The organism is Micromonospora cynarisoli, from assembly GCF_030518815.1.
Taxonomy (GTDB): Bacteria; Actinomycetota; Actinomycetes; order Mycobacteriales; family Micromonosporaceae; genus Micromonospora; species Micromonospora wenchangensis.
Window position 1 is genome coordinate 316,999 of record NZ_CP130426.1, and the last position, 23,798, is coordinate 340,796.

Annotated in this window: 4 protein-coding genes and 1 pseudogene; all 5 read left to right on the forward strand. The window is 73.0% G+C overall.

All coding sequences use genetic code 11. The features are described 5' to 3' along the window. Positions 1-5,193 (forward strand): annotated as a pseudogene (locus Q2K16_RS01130) (SDR family NAD(P)-dependent oxidoreductase); the annotation flags it as partial. Continuing rightward, complete coding sequence (locus Q2K16_RS01135) at positions 5,190-5,720, forward strand: nuclear transport factor 2 family protein (RefSeq protein WP_302743011.1); 531 nt, start codon at positions 5,190-5,192, stop codon at positions 5,718-5,720. The pseudogene Q2K16_RS01130 and the gene Q2K16_RS01135, both read left to right, overlap by 4 nt. Beyond that, positions 5,720-17,707: a type I polyketide synthase gene (locus tag Q2K16_RS01140; RefSeq protein ID WP_302743013.1), complete on the forward strand. Its 11,988-nt coding sequence runs from the start codon at positions 5,720-5,722 to the stop codon at positions 17,705-17,707. Before Q2K16_RS01135 ends, Q2K16_RS01140 begins: the two co-directional genes overlap by 1 nt. Beyond that, the gene (locus tag Q2K16_RS01145; protein WP_302743015.1) at positions 17,704-22,917 is read left to right on the forward strand and encodes a type I polyketide synthase; all 5,214 of its coding nucleotides are present in this window, start codon (positions 17,704-17,706) and stop codon (positions 22,915-22,917) included. Before Q2K16_RS01140 ends, Q2K16_RS01145 begins: the two co-directional genes overlap by 4 nt. Positions 22,918-22,965: 48 nt before the next feature. Then, positions 22,966-23,787 carry an SAM-dependent methyltransferase gene (locus tag Q2K16_RS01150; protein WP_302743017.1) on the forward strand — a complete coding sequence of 274 codons (822 nt, stop codon included), beginning with the start codon at positions 22,966-22,968 and terminating at the stop codon, positions 23,785-23,787. The last annotated feature ends 11 nt before the right edge of the window (positions 23,788-23,798 follow it).

Genomic DNA, 23,798 nt, shown 5'->3' on the forward strand with positions numbered 1-23,798 from the left:
GAGCCGGTGGCGATCGTCGGCATGGCCTGCCGCTACCCCGGTGGCGTCGACTCCCCGGACGCGCTGTGGAACCTGGTCGCCGCCGGCACGGACGCCGTCACCGCCCTGCCCACCGACCGGGGATGGGCCCCGCTGGAGGTCGGGCCCAACCTCGGCGGATTCCTGCACGACGCCAGCGGATTCGACGCCGATTTCTTCGGCATCTCACCGAACGAGGCGCTCGCCATGGACCCGCAGCAGCGCCTGCTGCTCGAATCGGCGTGGGAGGCCGTCGAACGGGCCGGCATCGACCCGACCACGCTGCGCGGCAGCCGCACCGACGTCATCGTCGGGGCCGCATTCACCGGCTACGCACCAAGCGCCACCGGTGCCGACGGCGTCCGCGAAGGAGACGCGGTCACCGGAAGCTCACTGTCCGTGCTGTCCGGTCGGATCGCCTACACCCTCGGCCTGACCGGAGCGGCGGTCACCGTGGACACGGCATGCTCCTCCTCCCTGGTGGCACTGCACCTCGGCGTCCGCGCACTGCGCGCCCACGAGTGCGACCTGGCGCTCGTCGGCGGCGTCACCGTGATGGGTACCACCGCCCCGCTGCGGGAGTTCGCCCGACAGGGTGGCCTCGCCGCCGACGGACGCTGCAAGCCGTTCGCCGACGACGCCGACGGCATCGGCTGGGGAGAGGGCGCGGGCCTGCTGCTGGTGGAACGCCTGTCCGACGCCCACCGGCTCGGTCACCCGGTGCTGGCCCTGGTCCGCGGCAGCGCGACCAACCAGGACGGCGCCTCGAACGGGATCACCGCACCCAACGGCGTCGCCCAACGCGCGGTCATCGCCCAGGCACTGGCCAACGCCGGACTCTCCCCGGCCGACGTGGACGTCGTCGAAGCACACGGCACCGGAACCGGCCTCGGCGACCCGATCGAGGCCCGGGCGCTGCTGTCCACCTACGGCCAGCACCGGCCCCCCGACCGGCCGCTCTACCTGGGCTCGGTGAAGTCGAACATCGGCCACACCCAGGCCGCCGCCGGCGTGGCCGGCGTCATCAAGATGGTCCAGGCCATGCGGCACGGCCACCTGCCGGCGACCCTGCACGCGACACCACCCTCGTCACACGTCGACTGGACGCGGGGCGCGGTCGAACTCCTCCACGAGCACCGGGACTGGCCCGACACCGGCCGGCCCCGCCGCGCCGCCGTGTCCTCCTTCGGCATCGGCGGCACCAACGCCCACGTCGTCCTCGAACAGGCCACCGACCCGCCCGCCGACACCGACGACCCGGCGGGCCACCACCCGTGGATCCTGTCCGCCAGGAGCACCGCCGCCCTGCGCGCCCAGGCCGCGGCACTGCACACCCACCTCACCACGAACCCCCACCTGGCCGACGCAGCCGTGGCCCACACCCTGGCCGCCCACCGGACCCTGTTCGACCACCGGGCCGTCGTCACCGGCCAGGACCGCGACGACCGGCTCACCGCGCTCCGGTCCCTGGCCGCAGGAGAGCCCACGCCCGCCGTCCACGTCGGACGCGCCGGTGCCGTCCGCACCGCCGTGCTGTTCACCGGACAGGGCGCACAACGACCCGGCATGGGCCGCGACCTGTACGAACGGTTCCCCGCCTTCGCCCAGGCGTTCGACGCGGCGTGCCGGCAGTTCGACACCACCCTGCCGACCCCCCTGCGCGACGTCGTGTTCGCGGCCCCGGCGACCCCCCACGCCGCGCACCTGGCACAGAGCCGGTACGCCCAACCCGCCCTGTTCGCCGTCGAGGTGGCGCTGTACCGGCTGTACGAATCGTTCGGCCACACCGCCGACTACGTGCTCGGCCACTCCCTCGGCGAGATCACCGCCGCCCACGTGGCCGGAGTGCTCTCCCTCCCGGACGCCGCCACCCTGGTGGCCGCCCGCGGCTCCCTCATGCAGCAGCTACCACCCGGCGGCGTCATGAGCGCGGTCCGCGCCAGCGAGGTCGACGTGCGCACCGCGCTGCGCTCCCTCGACCGACCCGTCGACGTCGCCGCCGTCAACGCCCCGTCCTCGGTGGTGGTCTCCGGCACCGACGCCGCCGTGACCGCCGCCGAGCAGGTGTTCACCGCCCGGGGCTGGCGAAGCACCCGGCTGACGGTCACCCACGCGTTCCACTCGGCCGCGATCGACCCCATGCTCGACCGGTACGCCGACGTGCTGTCCGGCATCACGTTCGGACAACCCACCGTCGCCTTCGTCTCCGCCACCACCGGACGGATCACCTCCGGCACGGAACTCGCCACCGCCCGGTACTGGCTCGACAACGTACGCCGCACCGTCCGCTTCGCCGACGCACTACGATCACTGGACGCCGCCGGCGTCACCGTCTACGTCGAGGCCGGCCCCGACGCGGTGCTGTCCACGCTCGCCCGCGAATGCCTCCCGCAGTCCCCCCGCCGCGCGGTCGTGCCCACCCAACGCCGCGACACCGACCAGGCCGCCGCCTTCGCACAGGCCATGGCGGAACTGTTCGTCCACGGCGGGCCCGCCGTGGCCCTCGTCCCCCCGCACCCGGCCGGCACCCCGGCCGAACTGCCCACCTACGCCTTCCAACGACGCCGCTACTGGCCCGAACCGACCCCGGCGTCCACCCCGCACCCCACCACCGACGGGCACGACTGGCACTACGAGATCCGCTGGGAACCACTGACCGCCCCGCAGCCGACCCACGGCCCTGCCGGCACCTGGCTGCTCGTCGCCGCCGACCGGGAACTCGCCGACCGGCTGTCCGCCGCATGCGGCACCGCCGGGATGACCGTCACCCGACTGACCGACGAGGGCGCGACACGACAGGCCCTGGCGGCCCGGCTGACCGCCCTGCCCGCCGAACCGGCAGGCATCCTGTGGCTGCCGGACGGCGCGGACACCGAACTGGCCGCACTGACCAGGTCGGCCACCCTCGCCCAGGCCCTCGCCGACGCCGGCATCACCGCACCCACCTGGTACGTGACGGCAGGCGCGACGTCCGTCGCCGGTGAAACCGTGACCACCGTCGCCGGCGCGGCAGTCGCCGCACTCGGCCGGGTGATCGGCCTCGAACAGCCGGCCCGCTGGGGCGGGCTGATCGACCTGCCCACCGCACCGTCGGACGCCGACCTCGCCGTGCTGCCCGGACTGCTGGCGCTGGACCCCGGCGAGGACCAGATCGCCCTGCGCGCGGGCGGACGCCACGTCCGCCGGCTCACCCGGTCGACCGCCCCGGCGGCCGCGACCCCGTGGCGGCCGCGCGGAACCGTGCTGGTCACCGGCGGCACCGGCGGACTCGGCGGCCAGGTCGCCCGCTGGCTGGCCACCGCCGGCGCCGAACACCTGGTGCTCCTGTCCCGGCGGGGACCACAGGCACCCGGGGTCGCGACGCTGCTCGACGACCTCGCCGCGACGGGCGTCGAGGCCACGGTGGTGGCGGCCGACGTGCGGGACCGGGCCGCGATGGCCGCCCTGCTGGCGCGACTACAGGCCACCGGACGACAGGTACGGGCCGTCGTCCACACCGCCGCAACCCCCCAGCCACCCGCGACGGTCACCGAGACCACTGCGACCGACCTCGCCGGGGTACTCGACGCCAAAACGGGAGGCGCCGCCGTACTGGATGCGCTGACCAGCGACCACGACCTCGACGCGTTCGTCCTGTTCTCCTCCGCGGCGGGCATCTGGGGCAGCGGCTCCCAGGCCGGATACAGCGCCGCCAACGCCGCCCTCGACGCCATCGCGCAGCGACGACGGGCACGGGGACAGGCCGCCACGTCGATCGCCTGGGGAGCATGGGCCGGCCCGGGCATGGCCGAACTGGCCGGCGACCACTACACCGTCCGGGGCGTACGGCCGATGCCACCCGACACCGCCCTCCGGGCGATGTCCCGCGCGGTCGCGACCACGAACCCGGTCCCGGTCATCGCCGACATCGACTGGCCCCGCTTCGCCGCCACCTACACCGCCGCCCGCCCCCGGCCCCTGATCACCGAGCTGGCACCCCCACCGTCGGCAACCACCGCCCGGACCGCCCGGACCGACCTGCGCACCCGGCTGTCCGGTCGATCCGGTCAACAGCAGACCGACCTGCTGCTGCGGACCGTCCGCGCAGAGATCGCCACCGAACTGGGCCACCCCTCACCGGACTCCGTCGAACCGCACCGCCCGCTGCGGGAACTCGGCTTCGACTCACTACGCGCCGTCGCGCTACGCGACAGGCTGACCAAGGTGACCGACCTGCCGCTGCCCCCCGGCCTGATCTACGACCACGAAACCCCGCTGGCCCTGGCCGACTACCTGCTGGCACTGCTGCGCGGCGACGCCGCGAGCACCACCACCCCACCCGACGGCGGTCTGCACGACATCTACCGGCGGCTCGCGCTGCGGGGCGACATGAACGCGATCGAATCGCTGTGCGTCGGCGCGGCAGCGCTACGCGAGACGTTCGACTCCGCCACCGACTTCGGCCCCGACGCGACCCTCGTCGACCTGGCCCGCGGTGAACAGGGACCCGCGGTGTTCGCCGTACCACCGTTCGCGCCCGTCGAAGCGGCCATCCAGTTCGCCCGGCTGGCCAACTACCTCCAGGGCCGGACGAACCTCTCGGTGCTGCCGGTACCCGGGTTCCGCACCGGCGACCCCCTGGCCACGACCGTCGAGGCACTGGTCGGCGTGCTCACCCGCCGGGTCCTCGGACGTCCCGGCGACGAGGCACCCGTCCTGCTCGGCTACTCCTCGGGAGGATGGCTCGCCCACGCGGTGACGCACGCCCTGGAGACGGCCGGGACACCACCCCTGGCCCTGATCCTGCTGGACACCTATCCACCCGACGGCATGTCCCCGGCCCTGCGGCGCGCCATGAACTACGAACTGGTCGTCCGCCGGGCGACCTTCGCCACCCCGGACTTCACCTCCCTCACCACGTTCGGCAGCTACCGCCGCATGTTCCGCACCTGGCGACCCGAACCGGTACGGACCCGCACCCTGTTCCTGCGCCCACTGCAACCGGTACCCGGGTCGCCGGACGAGCCGCCCGTCACCGGTGACTGGCGGTCCCGGTGGCCGGGCGACCACGAGGCCGGTGAGGTGCCGGGAGACCACTGCACGATGGTCGGCGAACACGCCGACAGCACCGCTGCCGCCATGTGGACATGGCTGGACGGAATCCGGCGCGCCAGCGCCACGGGAAGGACGGCATGAGCAGATCAGACTGGCTGGACCCGGGCGAGACCGCACTCCTCGACGCCCAGACGCTCCGGGACCGGGCCGCCATCCACGACGTGGTGGTCGCAGCCGGACTGCTGCTGGACGCCGGCGACTTCGACACGCTCCGGACCCTCTACACCGCCGACGCGGTCTTCCAGATGGACCCGCCCCCCGAGGGCTACCCCAGCGTGCTCAGCACGCCGGAGCAGATCATGACGGGCTTCACCTACCAGTGGAACCACGCCCGCGACGAGGTGGGCGTGATGTTCCGGCACGTGACGTCCAACCTCCTGATCACCTCACTTCGACCCACCACCGCCGAGGTGTACTCGATCGTCACGGTGACCGGCCTCTACACCGACGGGCAGTTCGGACTGCGCCGCCTGGGCAACTACGTGGACCGGCTGCGCCGCGAGGGGACCCGCTGGCGCATCGCCCACCGCACGGTGCACATGTCGGCACCCCCACCGCTGCGCCCGGCGCAACCGGCAACCGCCGACACGACCCGACCGGCACCGTGATGACGGCGGGCACGAGCAGCACGACCGGTGAACCCGTCGCCGTCATCGGGGTGGCCTGCCGCCTACCGAAGGCCCCGACCCCCCGACACTTCTGGCGGCTGCTGACCGACGGGCTCGACGCGGTCGGCGAGGCGCCACCCGGACGCTGGCCCGGCCCCCCGCTGCCCCACCGCTTCGGCGCGTTCCTCGACACGATCGACACCTTCGACGCCGAGTTCTTCGGCATCCCGCCCCGCGCCGCCGCGGCCATGGACCCGCAGCAGCGGCTGCTGCTCGAACTGGGCTGGGAGGCCCTGGAAGACGCCAGGATCCCGCCCGCCCGGCTCCGCGACACCGCCACCAGCGTCTACGTCGGAGCGATGTGGGACGACTACGCGACGCTGGTGCTGCACGCCGACCCGGAGGCCGTCGACCAGCACGCCATCGCCGGCACCGGCCGCGGCATCATCGCCAACCGCGTGTCGCATTTCCTCGGCCTACGCGGACCCAGCATGACTGTCGACACCGCCCAGTCGTCCTCCCTCGTCGCCGTGCACCAGGCGTGCGAGAGCCTGCGCCGGGGCGAGTCCACGGCAGCCATCGCCGGCGGCGTCAACATCACCATCCGCGCCGAAACCACCCTCGGCGCGACCCGCTTCGGCGGCCTGTCGCCCGACGGACGCTGCTACACCTTCGACGAACGTGCCAACGGCTACGTACGCGGCGAAGGCGGCGTCGTCGTGGTGCTCAAGCTGCTGTCCCGGGCGGTCGCGGACGGCGACCGGATCCACGCCGTCATCCTCGGCGGCGCGGTCAACCACGACGGCGGTGACCACCAGCTCACCGTGCCCAGCCCGGACGCCCAACGGGAGGTCATCGAACAGGCCCACCGACAGGCCGGCGTCGACCCCGCCGACGTGCAGTACGTCGAACTGCACGGCACCGGCACCAGGGTCGGTGACCCGATCGAGGCCCGGGCGCTCGGCGCGGCCGTCGGCCGCCACCACCCGGCCGACCGGCCGCTGCTGGTGGGTTCGGCCAAAACCAACGTCGGACACCTCGAAGGCGCGGCCGGCGTGGTCGGACTGCTCAAACTCGTGCTGAGCCTGCGACACCGCCAACTGCCGCCGAGCCTCAACTTCACCCGACCGAACCCCCGGATCCCGCTCGACGACCTGCGACTGCGGGTACCGACCACCCTGCAACCGTGGCCTACCGACGGACGGCTGCTCGCCGGCGTGAGTTCCTTCGGCATGGGCGGGGTCAACTGCCACCTCGTCCTCACCGACGCGCCCCCACCGACCACCAGCCGGCCGCCGGCCCGGCCCGGCACGCCCGTGCCCTGGCTGATCTCGGCACCGACGCCGCACGCCCTCAGGGCCCAGGCCGCAGCTCTGATCACCTGGCTCCACGAGCATCCCGACGCGGACCCCGACGCGGTCGGCCGCTCCCTCGCGCTGACCAGGACGCGGTTCGCCCACCACGCCGTCATCGACCCACAGGGCACCACCGGACTCCGGGACGCCCTGGCGGAGGTCGCGGCCGGTCGCGCCGACACCGACCCCACGACCGACCGGCTGTCCGACCTGGAACCCGACCCGGCCGGATACGTCGACCTGCCCACCTACGCGTTCACCCGCAGGCGCTACTGGGTGGGGGAGGTCCCCGCACCGGCCGCGCCGACCGACCCGGTCCCGGACACCCTCGACCTGGTCCGCGCCACCGTGGCGGCGGAACTCGGACACGCGACAGGCGACGCCGTCGACCCGCACCGCACCTTCGAGGATCTCGGGCTCGACTCGATGGGCGTCACCAGCCTCACCGCCCGGCTGAGCACCGCCACCGGCCGGCACCTCGCCACCGGCCTGACGTTCCGGTTCCCCACCCCCGCCGACCTCGCGGAGTTCCTGCGCGCGGACCCCACAGGCGAACCCGTGCCGTCACCGCCACCGCCGGCCACGACACCCACCACGGACGACCCGGTCGTGGTGATCGGCATGGCCTGCCGTTACCCCGGCGACGTCCGGTCACCGGAGGACCTGTGGCGGCTGGTCGACGAGGGCACCGACGCGATCACCCCGCTGCCGACCGACCGGGGATGGGACCTGGAACGCCTCTTCGACCCCGACCCGGACCGACCCGGCACCTCCTACGTCCGGCACGGCGGCTTCCTGCACGACGCGGCGGCCTTCGACGCCGAGTTCTTCGGCATCAGCCCCCGCGAAGCCGCGGCGATGGACCCCCAACAGCGCCTCCTGCTGGAGGTGTCCTGGGAAGGCATCGAACGCGCCGGGATCGACCCCCTCAGCCTCACCGACAGCCGCGTGGGCGTCTTCGTCGGCGCCACCGACCAGGAGTACGGACCCCGACTCGACGCCACCGGCGAAGGCTCGGACGGCTACCGGCTCACCGGCGGCACGGTGAGTGTCGTCTCCGGCCGGATCGCCTACGCCCTGGGCCTCGCCGGCCCCGCCGTCACCGTCGACACGGCCTGCTCGTCGTCGTTGGTCGCCATGCACCTCGCCGCGCAGTCACTGCGGCAGGGGGAGTGCACCCTCGCGCTGGCCGGCGGCGTCACCGTGATGGCCGGCCCGGGCATGTTCGTCGAGTTCAGCCGGCAGCGGGGCCTCGCCCCCGACGGCCGGTGCAAGGCGTTCGGCGCCGACGCCGACGGCACCGCCTGGGCCGAGGGGGCCGGCGTGCTGGTGCTGGAGCGACTCTCCGACGCCCGTCGCAACGGGCACCAACCGCTGGCAGTGCTCCGCGGTTCGGCGATCAACTCCGACGGGGCGAGCAACGGCCTGACCGCCCCCAACGGCGCCGCCCAGGAAGCCCTCATCCGGCAGACGCTCGGCGCAGCCGGCCTCACGGCGCAGGACGTCGACGCGGTGGAGGCCCACGGCACCGGCACGCGGCTCGGTGACCCGATCGAGGCCGAGGCCCTCCTGGCCACCTACGGCCGGCACCGGCCGCCCGACCGGCCGCTGTGGCTCGGCTCGCTGAAGTCCAACGTCGGCCACACCCAGGCCGCCGCCGGCATCGGTGGCGTGATCAAGATGATCTGCGCGATGCGACAGGGCACGCTGCCCCGGACCCTGCACGCCGACGTGCCCTCACCCCGCATCGACTGGACCACGGGCACCGTCGCGCTGCTCCGCGAAGCCACCCCCTGGCCGGACACCGGCCGCCCACGGCGGTTCGCCGTCTCCTCGTTCGGGATCAGCGGCACGAACGCGCACGTGATCGTGGAGGCGCCGGCGGAGGAACCGGCCCCGTCCGACAGGCCGGCGGTGTCCACCACGCCCGTGGTTCCGTGGGTGTTGTCCGCCCGGTCGGAGTCGGCGTTACGTGCGATGGCGGGTGGCCTGGTGGGCGCGGTGGATGGTGTGCGCGATGTGGATGTCGCCGTGTCGCTGGGGTCGCGATCGGTCTTTGGCACGCGGGCGGTGGTGGTGGGTTCGGGAGCGGATCTGCGGTCGGGTCTCGTCGAGGTGGCCGGTGGCGGTGTGGACGTGAGCGGTCCGGGTGTGGTGGCTGGGGTGGGGGGTGGTGGGCGGGGTGTGGTTTTTGTTTTTCCGGGTCAGGGTTCGCAGTGGGTGGGTATGGCGGCGGAGTTGTTGGTGTCGTCGTCGGTTTTTGCGGCGCGTATGGGTGAGTGTGCGGTGGCGTTGGCTCCTTTTGTGGAGTGGGATTTGTTGGAGGTGGTGTCGGGTGGGGTGGGGTTGGATCGGGTTGATGTGGTGCAGCCGGTGTTGTTTGCGGTGATGGTGTCGTTGGCTGAGGTGTGGCGGGGGTTTGGGGTGGTGCCGGATGTGGTGGTGGGGCATTCGCAGGGTGAGATTGCGGCGGCGTGTGTGGCGGGGGTGTTGAGTTTGGGGGATGCGGCGCGGGTGGTGGCGGTGCGGAGTCGGTTGTTGCGGGGGTTGTCGGGTGGGGGTGGTATGGCGGTGTTGGGGGTGTCGGTGGGTGTGGTGGAGGGTTTGTTGGTGGGGTTGGGGGGTCGGGTGGTGGTGGCGGCGGTGAATGGTCCGTCGTCGGTGGTGGTGTCGGGTGAGGTGGGGGCGTTGGGGGAGTTGGTGGAGCGGTGTGGGGAGTTGGGGGTGTGGGTGCGGGTGGTTGATGTGGATTATGCGGCGCATTCGTTTCAGGTGGATGGGGTGGTGGGTCGGTTGGGTGTGGAGTTGGGGTCGGTGGTGCCGGTGTCGGGTGGGGTTGCTTTTTATTCGACGGTGGTGGGTGGGGTGGTTGATGGGGGTGAGTTGGGGGCGGGGTATTGGTGTCGTAATTTGCGGGAGGTGGTGGGTTTTGAGGGTGCGGTTGGTGCTTTGGTGGGTGAGGGGTTTGGTGTTTTTGTTGAGGTGAGTCCGCATCCGGTGTTGACGATGGCGGTGGAGGAGGTGGTGGAGGCTCGTGGTGGTGGTGGGGGTGTTGTGGTGGTGGGGACGTTGCGTCGTGGTGAGGGTGGTTGGGGGCGGTTTTTGTTGTCGTTGGGTGAGGTGTTTGTTGCGGGTGTGGGGGTGGATTGGGGTGCGGCGTTTGTGGGTGGTCGTCGGGTGGGGTTGCCGACGTATCCCTTCCAACACGAACACTTCTGGCACACCGACACCACCACCGCGCCGAGCACCGGCGCCGGCCTGGACCAGATCGAGCACGACATCCTCCGGACCCTGGTGTCCACCCCCGACCCGCAACGTCTGGTGCTGCTCGGCGGAGTGTCGCACCAGACCCACCCCTGGCTGGCCGACCACAGGGTACGAGGAGACGTCCTCTTCCCCGGCACCGGCTTCCTCGACCTCGCGACGACCGCCGGTGAACTCGCCGGATACCCCCGCGTCGCCGAACTGACCCTGTCCACACCACTGGTGCTCCCCCCGTCGGGAACCGTCGAGGTACAGGTCGTCATCGACCCCGCCGACCAACCGGAACAACGGTCCGTGCGGATCAACGCCCGGACGGACACCACCGGCTCACCCGCGTGGATCTGCCACGCCACCGGCACCCTCAGCCGCGAACCGCGGCGGCCACCGGACGACCGCCCCGCCACCGAGGGCACCGAAATTCCCCTGACCGGCCTCTACGCGGAACTCGACGAACGCGGATTCCAGTACGGGCCCGCATTCCAGGGTCTCGACGCGGCCTGGTCGCACGACGGCGAGGTGACCGTCGAGACGAGCACCGACCTGGCCACCGGCGGCCACACCGTCCACCCGGCGCTGCTCGACGCCGTGCTGCACGCCGCGACGCTGCTCGACGGCGGGACCGCAGACGGTCTGCCGTTCGTCTGGACCGGCGTCAGCGTGCACGCACCAGCCGGATCGGCGCTGCGCGCCCGACTGCGCCGCGTCGCACCCGACGCCGTGGCGATCGACGCCGTCGACGCGACCGGCGCACCCGTCCTGACCGTCGACGCGCTGACCCTGCGCGCCCCGGCCGGCGACGGCGGTCTGCCCGACAGGGCCCTGTTCACCGTCGCATGGCAGCAGTTCGACCCGCCGGCATCCACCGGCACCGGCGACGTCGTCGACGTCACCGACCAGGACGCCGCAGCCGTGCTGGACATCCTGCAGCGACGGCTGACCGGCCCACCCGAACCACTGGTGCTGACCACCCGACGGGCGTACGCCATCACGGCGGACGACGAACCACCCAGCCTCGACAGTGCCGCCGTGTGGGGCCTCGTCCGGTCGGCGCAGGCCGAACACCCGGGCCGCTTCGTGCTGGTGGACTCCGACCGTGGCCCCCTACCGCCCGACGTCGCCGGCTGGGACGAACCACAACTCGCCTTCCGCGACGGCGTCGCCCACGTGCCACGGCTCGTCCCCGCGAACCCCGGCGACACACCTGTCGCCGTCGACCCGCAGGCCACCGTCGTCATCACCGGCGGCACGGGCACCCTGGGCGCACTGATCGCCCGCCGGCTGAAGGCCGACCACGGAGTACGCCGCCTGCTGCTGCTCAGCCGCAGCGGACCGGCCGCCCCGGGGGCGGCCGACCTGGCAGCGGAGTTGGACGCCGACATCGTGGCAGTCGACGTGTCGGACCGGGCCGCACTGGGCGAGGCGCTGCGCGGCGTACGGGTCGGCGGCATCGTGCACGCGGCGGGCATCCTCGACGACGCCCCCCTCACGTCACTCACCCCGGACCGGCTGGCCCGCGTGCTGGCCGCCAAGGCCACCTCGGCCGTCCTGCTCGACGAGCTGACCCGCGACCAGGACCTGGCGTTCTTCGTGCTGTTCTCCTCCGTCGTCGGCGTCCTCGGCAACGCGGGGCAGGCCGCGTACGCCGCCGCCAACGCCGCACTCGACAGCCTCGCCCGGCGCAGGCACGCCCGGGGGGCACCGGCCCAGTCGATCGCCTGGGGCCTGTGGGAGGTGGACACCGGCCTGACCGAGGCGATGACCGACGCCGACCGGGCACGACTGACCCGCGCCGGCGTACACCCCCTCTCCGTCCGGGACGGCCTGCGGCTGTTCGACGCCGCCCTGCGGACCCCCGAGCCCGAACTCGTCGCGGCCCGGCTCACCCGGACACCGGGCGACGAGACCTCCCCGCTGCTGCGCGGCCGCCGCACCACCACACCCGCCTCCCCACCGCACCGGCTCGACGGCCGGCTCGCCCGCAGACCGGTCGAGGAGCAACGGCGGCTGGTGCTCGACCTGGTCCGTACGCACGCCGCGACCGTCCTCGGCCACGACAGCCCCGACCTGATCCGACCCGACCGGGCGTTCAAGGAGATCGGCTTCGACTCGCTGCTCGCGGTCGAGTTCCGCAACCGGCTCAGCAAGGCCACCGGCCTGCGGCTGCCCGCCACCCTGGTCTTCGACCACCCCGATCCGGGCACCCTCGCGGCGTACCTGCGCCAGCAGCTGACCGACGGGCAGCGCACCCCCTCGGCACCCGGCCGTCCGCCGGTCGCCGACCACCGGGCCACCCCCGACGACCCGGTGGTGATCGTGGGCATGGCCTGCCGCTACCCCGGTGGCATCCGGTCGGCCGACGACCTGTGGCGGTTCGTGATCGAGGAACGCGACGCGATCACCGGCTTCCCGACCGACCGCGGCTGGCCGGTGGACCTCTACGACCCCCGCCAGGGCGCCCCCGGCCACACCCACGCCCGGGGCGGCGGCTTCCTGCACGACGCCGGTGACTTCGACGCGGAGTTCTTCGGCATCTCACCGCGCGAGGCCCTGGCCACCGACCCGCAGCAGCGGCTCCTCCTGGAGGTCTCCTGGGAGGCCCTGGAACATGCCGGCATCGACCCGGCCACCCTGCGCGACAGCGACACGGGGGTCTTCGCCGGCACCAACGGCCAGGACTACGGAATCCTGCAACAGACCACCGCCGGCGTCGAGGGCTACACCCTCGCCGGACGCGCCTCCAGCGTGGTGTCCGGCCGGGTCTCCTACGCGCTGGGCCTCCAGGGACCCGCCATCACCGTGGACACCGCGTGTTCGTCGTCGTTGGTGGCGTTGCACCTGGCGGTGCAGGCGTTACAGGCCGGGGAGTGCTCGCTGGCCCTCGCCGGCGGCGTCACCGTCATGTCCACGCCGACGACCTTCATCGAGTTCTCCCGGCAGGGCGGCCTGTCCCCGGACGGCCGCTGCCACTCCTACTCCGACTCGGCCGCTGGCACCGCCTGGTCGGAGGGTGTGGGTGTGGTGGTGGTGGAGCGGTTGTCGCAGGCGCGTCGGTGGGGTCATCGGGTGTTGGCGGTGGTGCGGGGGAGTGCGGTTAATCAGGATGGTGCGTCGAATGGGTTGACGGCGCCGAGTGGGTTGGCTCAGCAGCGGGTGATTCGGCGGGCGTTGGGTGTGGCGGGTTTGGGTGTGGGTGATGTGGATGTGGTGGAGGGGCATGGGACGGGGACGCGGTTGGGGGATCCGATTGAGGTGCAGGCGTTGGTGGGGACGTATGGGCGGGGTCGGGTGGTGGGGCGGCCGTTGTGGTTGGGGTCGGTGAAGTCGAATGTTGGTCATACGCAGGCGGCTGCTGGTGTGGCGGGTGTGATCAAGATGGTGCAGGCGTTGCGGTTTGGGGTGTTGCCGGCGTCGTTGCATGTGTCGGTGCCGTCGTCGCAGGTGGATTGGTCGGGTGGTGGGGTGGCGGTGTTGGGTGAGGCGCGGGTGTGGCCGGAGGTGGGTCGGGTGCGTCGTGCGGGGGTGTCGTCGTTCGGGATCGGTGGCACGAACGCCCACGTGATCCTGGAGGAACCCGCCACACCGCAGCCACCGGCCGAGCCGGCGACACCCGCCCCGCCGGTCGTCCCGTGGGTGATCTCGGCGAAGAACCCGGCCGCCCTGCGCGCCCGGGCGGAGCAGTTGTTGTCGTGTGTGGATCTCGATCCGGTCGATGTCGGGTACTCGCTGGCGACCACCCGGACGGCGTTCGAACATCGTGCGGCGATCGTCGCCGGTGACCGCACCGAGTTCCGCACGGCCCTGCAGACGCTGGCGGCAGGCGGCGAACGCGCCGGACTCTTCCGGGCAGCAGCCGCGCCCACGCCCCGACTGGCGATGGTCTTCTCCGGCCAGGGCTCCCAGCGGCCCGGCATGGGCGTCGAACTGTACCGCCGGTACCCCGCCTTCGCGCAGGCCATGGACGAGGTACTGGCCCGGCTGCCGATCCGCGACGTGCTCTTCGGTCAGGACCAGGCGCGACTCGCCGAGACCGGCAACGCCCAACCCGCCCTGTTCGCGTTCCAGGTGGCGCTCTTCCGGCTGACCGAATCCTGGGGAATCGTGCCCGACCACGTGGCCGGGCACTCGATCGGCGAGATCGCCGCCGCCCACGTCGCCGGCGTCCTGTCGCTTGACGACGCGTGCACGCTGGTGGCCGAGCGCGCCCGCCTGATGCAGGCGTTGCCCGGCGACGGGGCGATGGTGGCGCTGCGGGCGGGCGAGGAGGAGGTCCTGCCGCTGCTGTCCGACGAGGTGTCCCTCGCCGCGGTCAACGGCCCCCGGGCGGTGGTGATCGCCGGCACCGAGGAAGCGGTCCTGCGGGTGGCCGCCGGATTCGACAGGTCGACCCGGCTACGGGTGTCCCACGCCTTCCACTCCCACCTCATGCAGCCCGTCCTCGCCGACTTCCAGGACGTCGTCGACCGGCTGACGTTCAACAAACCCGTGATCGACGTCGTCGCCGACGGCGACGTCACCGAGCCCGGCTACTGGGTCCGGCACGTCCGCGACACGGTGCGCTACGCCGACCGCGTCGCACGGCTGACCGACCTCGGTGTCACGGTGTCCCTGGAGATCGGACCGGACTCCGTCCTGTCGGCGCTGGGCCCCCGCACCGCGGCCAACCTCCCGACGTGCCGCCGCAACCAACCCGAGGACGTCACCGTGGTCACCGCGACCGCACGCGCCCACGTGCACGGCGTCGCGGTGCACTGGCCGCCGCTGTTCCCGGGCGCCCGCCGGGTCGACCTGCCGACGTACCCCTTCCGGTCCACCCGGTTCTGGCCCGCCGTCAGCCTCGCCACCGGCGACGTCACCCGCGCCGGCCTCGACGCCGTCGACCACCCCCTGCTCGGCGCGGGAGTGGACCTGCCCGACCGGGGTGGACGGGTCTTCACCGGCAGGCTGTCCGTCGCCGCCCAACCCTGGCTGGCCGACCACGTCATCCACGGCGTGACCCTCTTCCCGGCCACCGGCTTCGTGGAGCTGGCGCGTCGCGCCGCCCAGGCCGTCGACGATCTCGCCATCGACGAACTGACGCTGCGGACACCCCTGGTCCTGCCCGCCGCCGGCACCGTGCAGGTCCAGGTGACCGTCGACGGCCCGGACGCCGCCGGCCGGCGGCCGGTCGCCGTCTACGCCCGCGCCGGTGACGACGACGGCCCGTGGACGCAGCACGCGGCGGGCCTGCTCTCCCCGGCGGTGCCGCAGACCGCCGGCCCGGCGGGTGAATGGCCCCCACCCGGGGCGGTGCCGATCGACCTCGACGGGCTCTACCCCGGGCTCGCCAGCCGGGGCTTCGCCTACGGCGAGACGTTCCAGGGCCTACGGTCGGCCTGGCGCGTCGGCGACGAGGTCCTCGTCGAGGCCCGGACCACCACCGACCCGCAGGGCTACGCAACCCATCCGGCACTGCTGGACGCCGTCCTGCACGCCTCGGTGTTCCTGCCCGACGGCCACCGTCCCCGGGTGCCGTTCCTGTGGAGCGGCCTGCGCTTCCACGCGCCGAGCGGGACGACCCTGCGGGCGAGGGTGCGCCCCGCCGGCACGGACACCCTGTCGGTCGACGCCACCGACGAGACCGGCACGCCCGTCCTGACCGTGGACGCGCTCACCCTGCGCGGCCACCCGGCCGACAGCCCGGTACGCGACGCGTTGTTCGCGGTCGAATGGCAACGCCCCATGCACCACCCCGTCCCTGCCGTCCCCGGCGGCCACGACCGGATCGACGTCACCGGCCGGGACGTCGGCGACGTGCTGGAGATCCTCCAGAACCGCCTGGCCGGCACCGCCGATCGGCCACTGGTGCTCGTGACCCACGGCGCGGTCCAGACCACCCCGCAGGACGACCCGCCGCAACCCGAAGCCGCGGCCGTCTGGGGCCTGGTGCGCTCCGCCCAGATCGAACACCCCGGCAGGTTCGTCCTGGCCGACCTGCCCGCCGACGGCACCCAGGAACTGCCGGCCGGCCTCTCCGAGTGGGACGAACCCCAGATCGCGCTGCGACCCGCAGGCACGCTGGTGCCCCGGCTGGCGCCCACCACGGCCGACGCCGACCTCCCCGCCGTCGATCCGCAGGCCACCGTCGTGATCACCGGCGGCACCAGCGGACTCGGCGCGCTGATCGCCCGGCACCTCGCGGCTGATCACGGCGTCCGCGACCTGCTGCTGCTGAGCCGCAGCGGGCCGGCTGCACCCGACGCCGCCGGACTCGTCGCCGACCTGGGCGCACGGGTGCTCGCCGTCGACGTGTCCGATCGCGCGGCACTGGGCCGGGCCCTGCACGGCGTCCGGATCGGCGGGGTCGTGCACTGCGCGACCCTGCTCGACGACGCCCCGGTGACATCGCTGACACCGGACCGTGTCCGACGCGTCATGTCCACCAAGGTCACCTCCGCCGCCTGGCTCGACGAGTTGACCCGCGACCAGGACCTGTCGTTCTTCGTGGTGTTCTCCTCGCTCGCGGGGACCCTGGGCAACGCCGGGCAGGCCGCCTACTCGGCCGCCAACGCGGCACTGGACGCGCTGGTGACCCGCCGGCGGGCCCGGGGACTGCCGGCCCGGTCGATCGTCTGGGGCCTGTGGGAGACACCCTCGACCCTGACCGGCGGCATGGGGGAGGCGGACCGGGCCCGCGCGGCCCGCGCCGGCGTCACCCCCCTGCCGACCCGGGACGGCCTGCTGCTGTTCGACGCCGCGCTGCGCTGCGCCCGTCCCGTCGTGGTGGCGGCCCGGCTGCAACCCACACCCGGCGAGGCGACCGCACCGCTGCTGCGGAGCCTGCTGCCGCGACCCCCACGGCAGGAGCCCCGACGCGACGACATCCGCGCCCGGTTGGCGGGACGCCCGACGCAGGACCGCCGACGGACACTCGCGGACCTGGTGGGCGGCCACGCGGCCGCGGTGCTGGGACACCCCACGACCGCGACCATCGGCCCACACCGGGCCTTCACCGACCTCGGGTTCGACTCGCTCATGGCGGTCGAGTTCCGCAACCGCCTCGGCGACGCCACCGGCCTGCGACTACCCGCCACCATGGTCTTCGAGCACGCCAACGTGCACGACTTGGCCACGCACCTGGACACGGTGCTGTTCCCCACGGCCGAACCGACCGCCGACGACGAGCAGGTCCGGCAACTGCTGCACACCATCCCGATGAGCGAGCTGCGCGAGTCGGGCCTGTTGGACCGCCTGCTCGCGCTGGCCTCCGGCGATCCGGCCCAGGCGGGTGCGCTGGAGGCGATCGACGACCTGGACACCGACAGCCTCATCGCGATGGCGCTCGGCGGTGCCCACCCGGGCGACCCAGACGAGGAGGTCCCGTCTCCATGAGCGACGAGAAGCTGGTCCAGGCGCTCCGCGCCGCTGTCAAGGAGAACGAACGGCTGCGCCTGCGCAACTCCGGACTGGCCGACTCGCTGCGGGAGCCGATCGCGATCGTGGGCATGGCCTGCCGGTATCCGGGCGGGGTGGGGTCACCGGAGGAACTGTGGCAGTTCGTCGTCGAGGACGGCGACGGCATCACGCCGCTGCCCACCGACCGGGGCTGGGCCGAGGACCTCTACCACCCCGAGCCGGGGACACCCGGGCACACCTACACCCGCGGCAGCGGATTCCTGCACGACGCCGGGGTCTTCGACGCCGACTTCTTCGGCATCTCACCGCGCGAGGCCCTGGACATGGACCCCCAGCAGCGGCTGCTGCTGGAGGTGTCCTGGTCGGCGATCGAACAGGCCGGGATCGACCCGACCACGCTACGGGGCAGCGACACCGGCGTCTTCGTCGGCGCCATGTACCACGACTACCTCGGCAGCACCGGGACCGGCGCGATGATCTCCGGGCGGATCTCCTACACGTTGGGCCTGGAAGGTCCCGCGATGACCCTGGACACCGCCTGCTCGGCGTCGCTGGTGGCGTTGCACGTGGCCACCGGGGCGCTGCGGGCCAGGGAGTGCGGGCTGGCGCTGGTGGGCGGGGTCGCGGTCATGGCGACCCCGGAGGCGGTCATCGAGTTCGGCCGCCGCCGGGGACTCTCCGGGGACGGCCGGTGCCGGTCCTTCGCCGACGCCGCCGACGGCACCGGATTCGCCGAGGGCGTCGGCGTCCTGGTGGTGGAACGACTCTCGGACGCCCGACGCAACGGGCACACCGTGCTGGCGATCGTGCGCGGTAGCGCGGTCAACCAGGACGGCGCGTCCAACGGCTTCACCGCCCCCAGCGTGAAGGCCCAGCAGCGGGTGATCCGCCAGGCGCTCGCGGCGGCCGGCCTGACCGCCGGCGACGTCGACGTGGTCGAGGGACACGGCACCGGAACCACCCTCGGCGACCCGGTCGAGGCGCAGGCCCTGCTCACCACCTACGGACGTGACCGGCCCGCGGAACGCCCGCTGTGGCTGGGCTCGATCAAGTCGAACATCGGCCACACCCAGGCCGCCGCCGGGATCGCCGGCATCATCAAAATGATCTTCGCGATGCGGCACGGCCGGCTGCCCCGCACCCTGCACGTGGACCAGCCGAGCCGCCAGGTGGACTGGTCCGGCGGCGGCGTACGCCTGCTCCTCGAACCCTGCGACTGGCCCCACGGACAACGACCCCGGCGGGCCGGGATCTCCGGATTCGGCGTCAGCGGAACCAACGCGCACGTCATCATCGAGGAACCACCGGCCGAGCCTCCCCCACCGGCCCCGGGGCCGCACACCGTGACGACACCCGCCGGCCTGGTCTGGCCGATATCCGGCCGCACGCCCGACGCGCTGCGGACACAGGCCGCGCGCCTGCTGGCCCACCTGGCCCACCAGCCGGAACCGGACCCCGCCGACGTGGCCCGCACGTTGACCACCCGTCCGGCGTTCCCGCACCGCGCGGTGATCACCGGGTCGAACCTGACCGACCTGCGGCGGGGCCTCGCCGTGGTGGCCGCCGGAGAGGACGACCACCCCGAGGTGTTCACCGGCGAAGCACGGCCGGCCGGGCTGACTGCGTTCGCGTTCACCGGTCAGGGCGCCCAGCGACTGGGCATGGGCCGCGAACTCGCCCGCGCCTTCCCGCCGTTCGCCGCAGCATTCGCCACGGTCACCGCGGAACTGGACAGACACCTGCCGCGACCGCTGCGCGAGGTCGTCTGGGGCGACACCCCGGAACTGGTCGAGCAGACCCAGTACGCCCAGACCGGGCTGTTCGCCGTCGAAGTGGCGCTCACCGAACTGATGCGGACCTTCGGCATCCGGCCGGACCTGGTACTCGGCCACTCGCTCGGCGAACTCGTCGCCGCACACGTGGCCGGGGTGCTGTCCCTACCCGACGCGGCCCGCCTGGTCGCCGCCCGCGCCCGGCTGATGCAGGCACTGCCACCCGGCGGCGCGATGGTGTCGGTACGCGCCGACGAGGCGACCGTGGCACCGTACCTGTCCGAGCAGGTGGCCCTCGCCGCGGTGAACGGACCCACCGCCGTCGTGCTCTCCGGAGCGGAACAGCCGGTCCTCGCCGCCGCCGCCGACCTGACCGCCCGGGGCGTCCGGACCACCCGGCTCGCGGTCAGCCACGCCTTCCACTCGCCGCTGACCGACGGCATGCTCGACGGGTTCCGTGCGGTCCTGGCGACGGTGGAGCTACGGCCACCCGTCCTGCCGCTGCTGTCCGGAGTGACCGGGAAACCCGCCTCGGCGGCGCAACTGTGCACACCGGAACACTGGGTGGCGAACATCCGGGACACCGTCCGGTTCGCCGACTGCGTCGACGCCCTCGCCGGACACGACGTCACCTCCTGCGTCGAGATCGGCCCGGACGCCGTACTGGCCGGACTGGCCACCGCGCCGGTGCCGTGGGTGCCGACGCAGCGCCGCCGGCTGGCCGAACCGGCCGCACTCCTGGCCGCGCTGGCCCGGTCGCACGCCGACGGCCGGAGCGTCGACTGGAGCGCGTGGCTCGGCGACGCCGGACGGCGGATCGACCTGCCGACCTACGCCTTCCAGCACAAACGATACTGGGCCGGCGGCATCAGCCTCGGGCGCGACACCGGACACGGGTCGTCCGCCCTCGACCACGACATCCTCCGGGAGGTGGTGGAGTCCCCCGACACGGACCGGCTGGTCGTGACCGGTCGGGTGTCCCGGCACGCCCAGCCGTGGCTGGCCGACCACGCGTACGGGGGAGTGGTGCTCCTGCCCGGCGCGGCGTTCGTCGACCTCGCCCTCACCGCCGGCCACCTGGTCGGCTGCCCCGTCGTCGACGACCTGACCGTCGCGACGCCGATGGCGGTGCCCGAACAGGGCGAGATCCTGCTGCAGGTCGTGCTGGAGCCGGGCGGCACCACCGGACAGCGGACCGTGACGGTGTACTCCCGGACACCTGACCAATCCGGCTGGACCTGCCACGCCACCGGGAACCTGTCGAACCGGCAGCCGACCCTGCCCCTCGCCGAACCGGCCTGGCCCCCGGCGCACGCCACACCCGTGGACACCGACGGCACCTACGACAGGCTCACCGACCAGGGCTTCGAATACGGTCCGGCGTTGCAGGGACTGCGCGCCGCATGGCAGCGCGACGACGTCGTCGACGCCGAGGTGACGGTGGCGGAGGCCGGCCGCCACAGCGTGCACCCGGCCCTGCTGGACGCCTCCCTGCACGCCGCCACGCTGCTCGTCGCCGCCGGCCTGCCCTTCGCCTGGACCGGCGTCGCGGTGTTCGCCACCGGCGCCACCTCGGCCCGGGTACGGCTGCGCCGCACCGGCGCGGACACCATCGCGGTCGCCGCGTTCGACCAGGCCGGCAACCCCGTGTACGCGGTGGACTCCCTGACGCTGCGGCCGGTGACCACGCAACGGTTGGCGGCCGACACCGTGCTGCGGCGAGCCATGTTCCACGTGCAGTGGCAGCCGACACCACCCGGACCGGAACCCGCCGGGATCACCCTCGACGTACGGCGATGCGGCGGCGCGAACCCACGCGACGCGGTCACCGACGCCCTGCGGCAGATACAGGAATGGCTCGCCGTAGGCCACGACGACCAGGAACGGCTCGTGATCCAGACGGCCGGGGCGGTCGCGGTGACGGCCGACGACGTCGTGTCCGACCTGGGTGCCGCCGGAGTCTGGGGACTGGTGCGCTCCGCCCAGTCGGAACACCCCGAACGCCTCGTCCTCCTCGACACCGACGGCACCCACGACGAACGGACCCTGAGCGCCGTGGTCGCCGCCGGGGAGAGCCAGCTCGCGGTCCGCGACGGCAGGCTGCTGACGCCCCGGCTGGCACGCACCCCGGTACCCGCCACCACGGACGACGCACCGCTGGTGCCACCGGACGAAACGGTCGTCATCACCGGCGGCACCGGCGCGCTCGGCCGGCTGATCGCCCGCCACCTCGTCGTCGACCGTGGCGTGCGGAACCTGCTGGTGCTCAGCCGCAGCGGCCCGGAGTCACCCGCCGCCACGGAACTCGTCGAGCACCTCGGGGCACACGTCGTCGCGGTCGACACCGCCGACCGCGACGCGCTGGCGCGCGTGCTCGCCGGCGTACGGATCGGCGGGGTCGTCCACGCGGCGGGCGTGCTCGACGACGGCGTGGTCGAGTCGATGACACCGGAACGGGTCGCCGGCGTGCTCCGGGCCAAGGTCGACACCGCCGTCGCCCTGCACGAACTGACCAGGGACCGACCACCGGCGTTCTTCACGATGTTCTCCTCCGCCGCCGGGATCCTCGGCAGCCCCGGCCAGAGCGCCTACGCCGCAGCGAACGCCACCCTCGACGGCCTCGCGGCGCACCGCCGGTCGCTGGGGCTCCCCGCCCAGTCACTGGCCTGGGGGCTGTGGGCGCAGAGCGACGGAATGGCGTCCGCGATGGACGCGACCGGCCGCGCCCGGGCGGACCGGGCCGGCGTCGCCCCCCTGTCCGCCGCCGAGGGACTCGCCCTGTTCGACGCCGCGCTGCGGACCGACCTCCCGCTGCTCGTGCCGGCCCGGCTCGACGTGACCGCGAACGACACCCCGTCGACCATGATGCGTGACCTGCACCCCGCACCGGCGCGCCGCAACACCGGACAACGCAACGTGCTGCATCGACTGGCCGGGCTGTCATCCGGCGAGCAGCAACGGATGCTGGTGGACGTGGTACGCGGACACGCCGCAGCCGTCCTGGGCCACCCGGGCCCGGACGCCGTCGGTGCCGAGCGGGCCTTCAAGGACCTGGGGTTCGACTCGCTGATGGCCGTCGAACTGCGCAACCGGCTGCAGTCCGCGACCGGCCTGCGACTGTTGCCCACCCTGGTCTTCGACCACCCGAACCCCGAGCAACTCGCGGCCCACCTCCGCGCCGCGGCCGTGCCGGCGCAGGAGGCCACGCCGCCGCCCGTCCTGGAGACGCTGACCCGACTGGAATCGCAGCTCACGTCCCTGGACCCGGACGACGACATCCGACCACAGGTCACGGACCGACTCGGTCGCCTGCTGTCCGAACTCGACGACCGGTCGACGCCGTCGGGAATCGATCTGACCAGCGCGTCGCGGCAGGAGGTCCTCGATCTGATCGACAGCAGATTCGGCGGCTAGCAGCCCTCTCCGCGCCAGCAGACCCTGCAGGAAGGCCAGGCACAGCACATGGCGAACTCAGCGCCGGTATCGACCGACGTCGGCCACATGTACGACGTCATGACCGAACTGTTCACCACCCTGCTCGACGGCAACATCCACGTCGGCTACTGGAACGACGACGAGGACCGGACCCCCGTCGCCGAGGCCGCCACCCGCCTCACCGACATGGTGACCGAACGCGTCGACGCCGGCCCCGGTGCCCAGGTGCTGGACGTCGGCTGCGGAGCGGGCACCGCCTCGCTGCGCCTCGCCACCACACGCGACGACACGGTGGTGACGGGAATCTCCGTCAGCCACGGCCAGATCGACACCGCCAGGGCCCGCGCGCGGCAACTCGGCGTCGCCCACCGCGTACATTTCCGATACGCTGACGCCATGAACATGCCGTTTGGACCCGGTATGTTCGACGGGGCCTTCGCCATCGAATCCCTCATCCACATGCCGGACCAGGACCGCGCGCTCCAGGAGATCGGCACCGTGTTGCGCCCGGGCGCACGACTGGTCATCGCCGACATCATCGACAGGCACCCGGCGAGCGACGCCGAGAAAGAGATCATCGACAATTTCTGTGCCGTGACACAGTGCCGGACCATCGCCGCCCTGCCCGACAAACTGCAGCGGGCGGGTTTCGAGGTCCTGGAGTTCGACGACATCAGCGCCAACGTGATGCGGGCGTTCGCGGTGCTCGCCGATCGCATGCGTGCGGTCCGGGCCGACTTCGTCAGCAGGATCGAACCCGCGCACTTCGACCAGCTCGTCGAACTGTTCCGACGCTTCAGCGACGTCACCGCGGCCGGCTACGCCCTGGCGGTGGCCCGGCGGCGATGACCGTGCGGGGA

What these genes read in the sequence shown, in the direction of transcription:
- Q2K16_RS01140 (WP_302743013.1), top strand. Translation starts at nt 5,720, where the DNA reads ATGACGGCGGGCACGAGCAGCACGACCGGTGAACCCGTCGCCGTCATC.
- Q2K16_RS01150 (WP_302743017.1), top strand. Translation starts at nt 22,966, where the DNA reads ATGGCGAACTCAGCGCCGGTATCGACCGACGTCGGCCACATGTACGAC.
- Q2K16_RS01135 (WP_302743011.1), top strand. Translation starts at nt 5,190, where the DNA reads ATGAGCAGATCAGACTGGCTGGACCCGGGCGAGACCGCACTCCTCGAC.
- Q2K16_RS01145 (WP_302743015.1), top strand. Translation starts at nt 17,704, where the DNA reads ATGAGCGACGAGAAGCTGGTCCAGGCGCTCCGCGCCGCTGTCAAGGAG.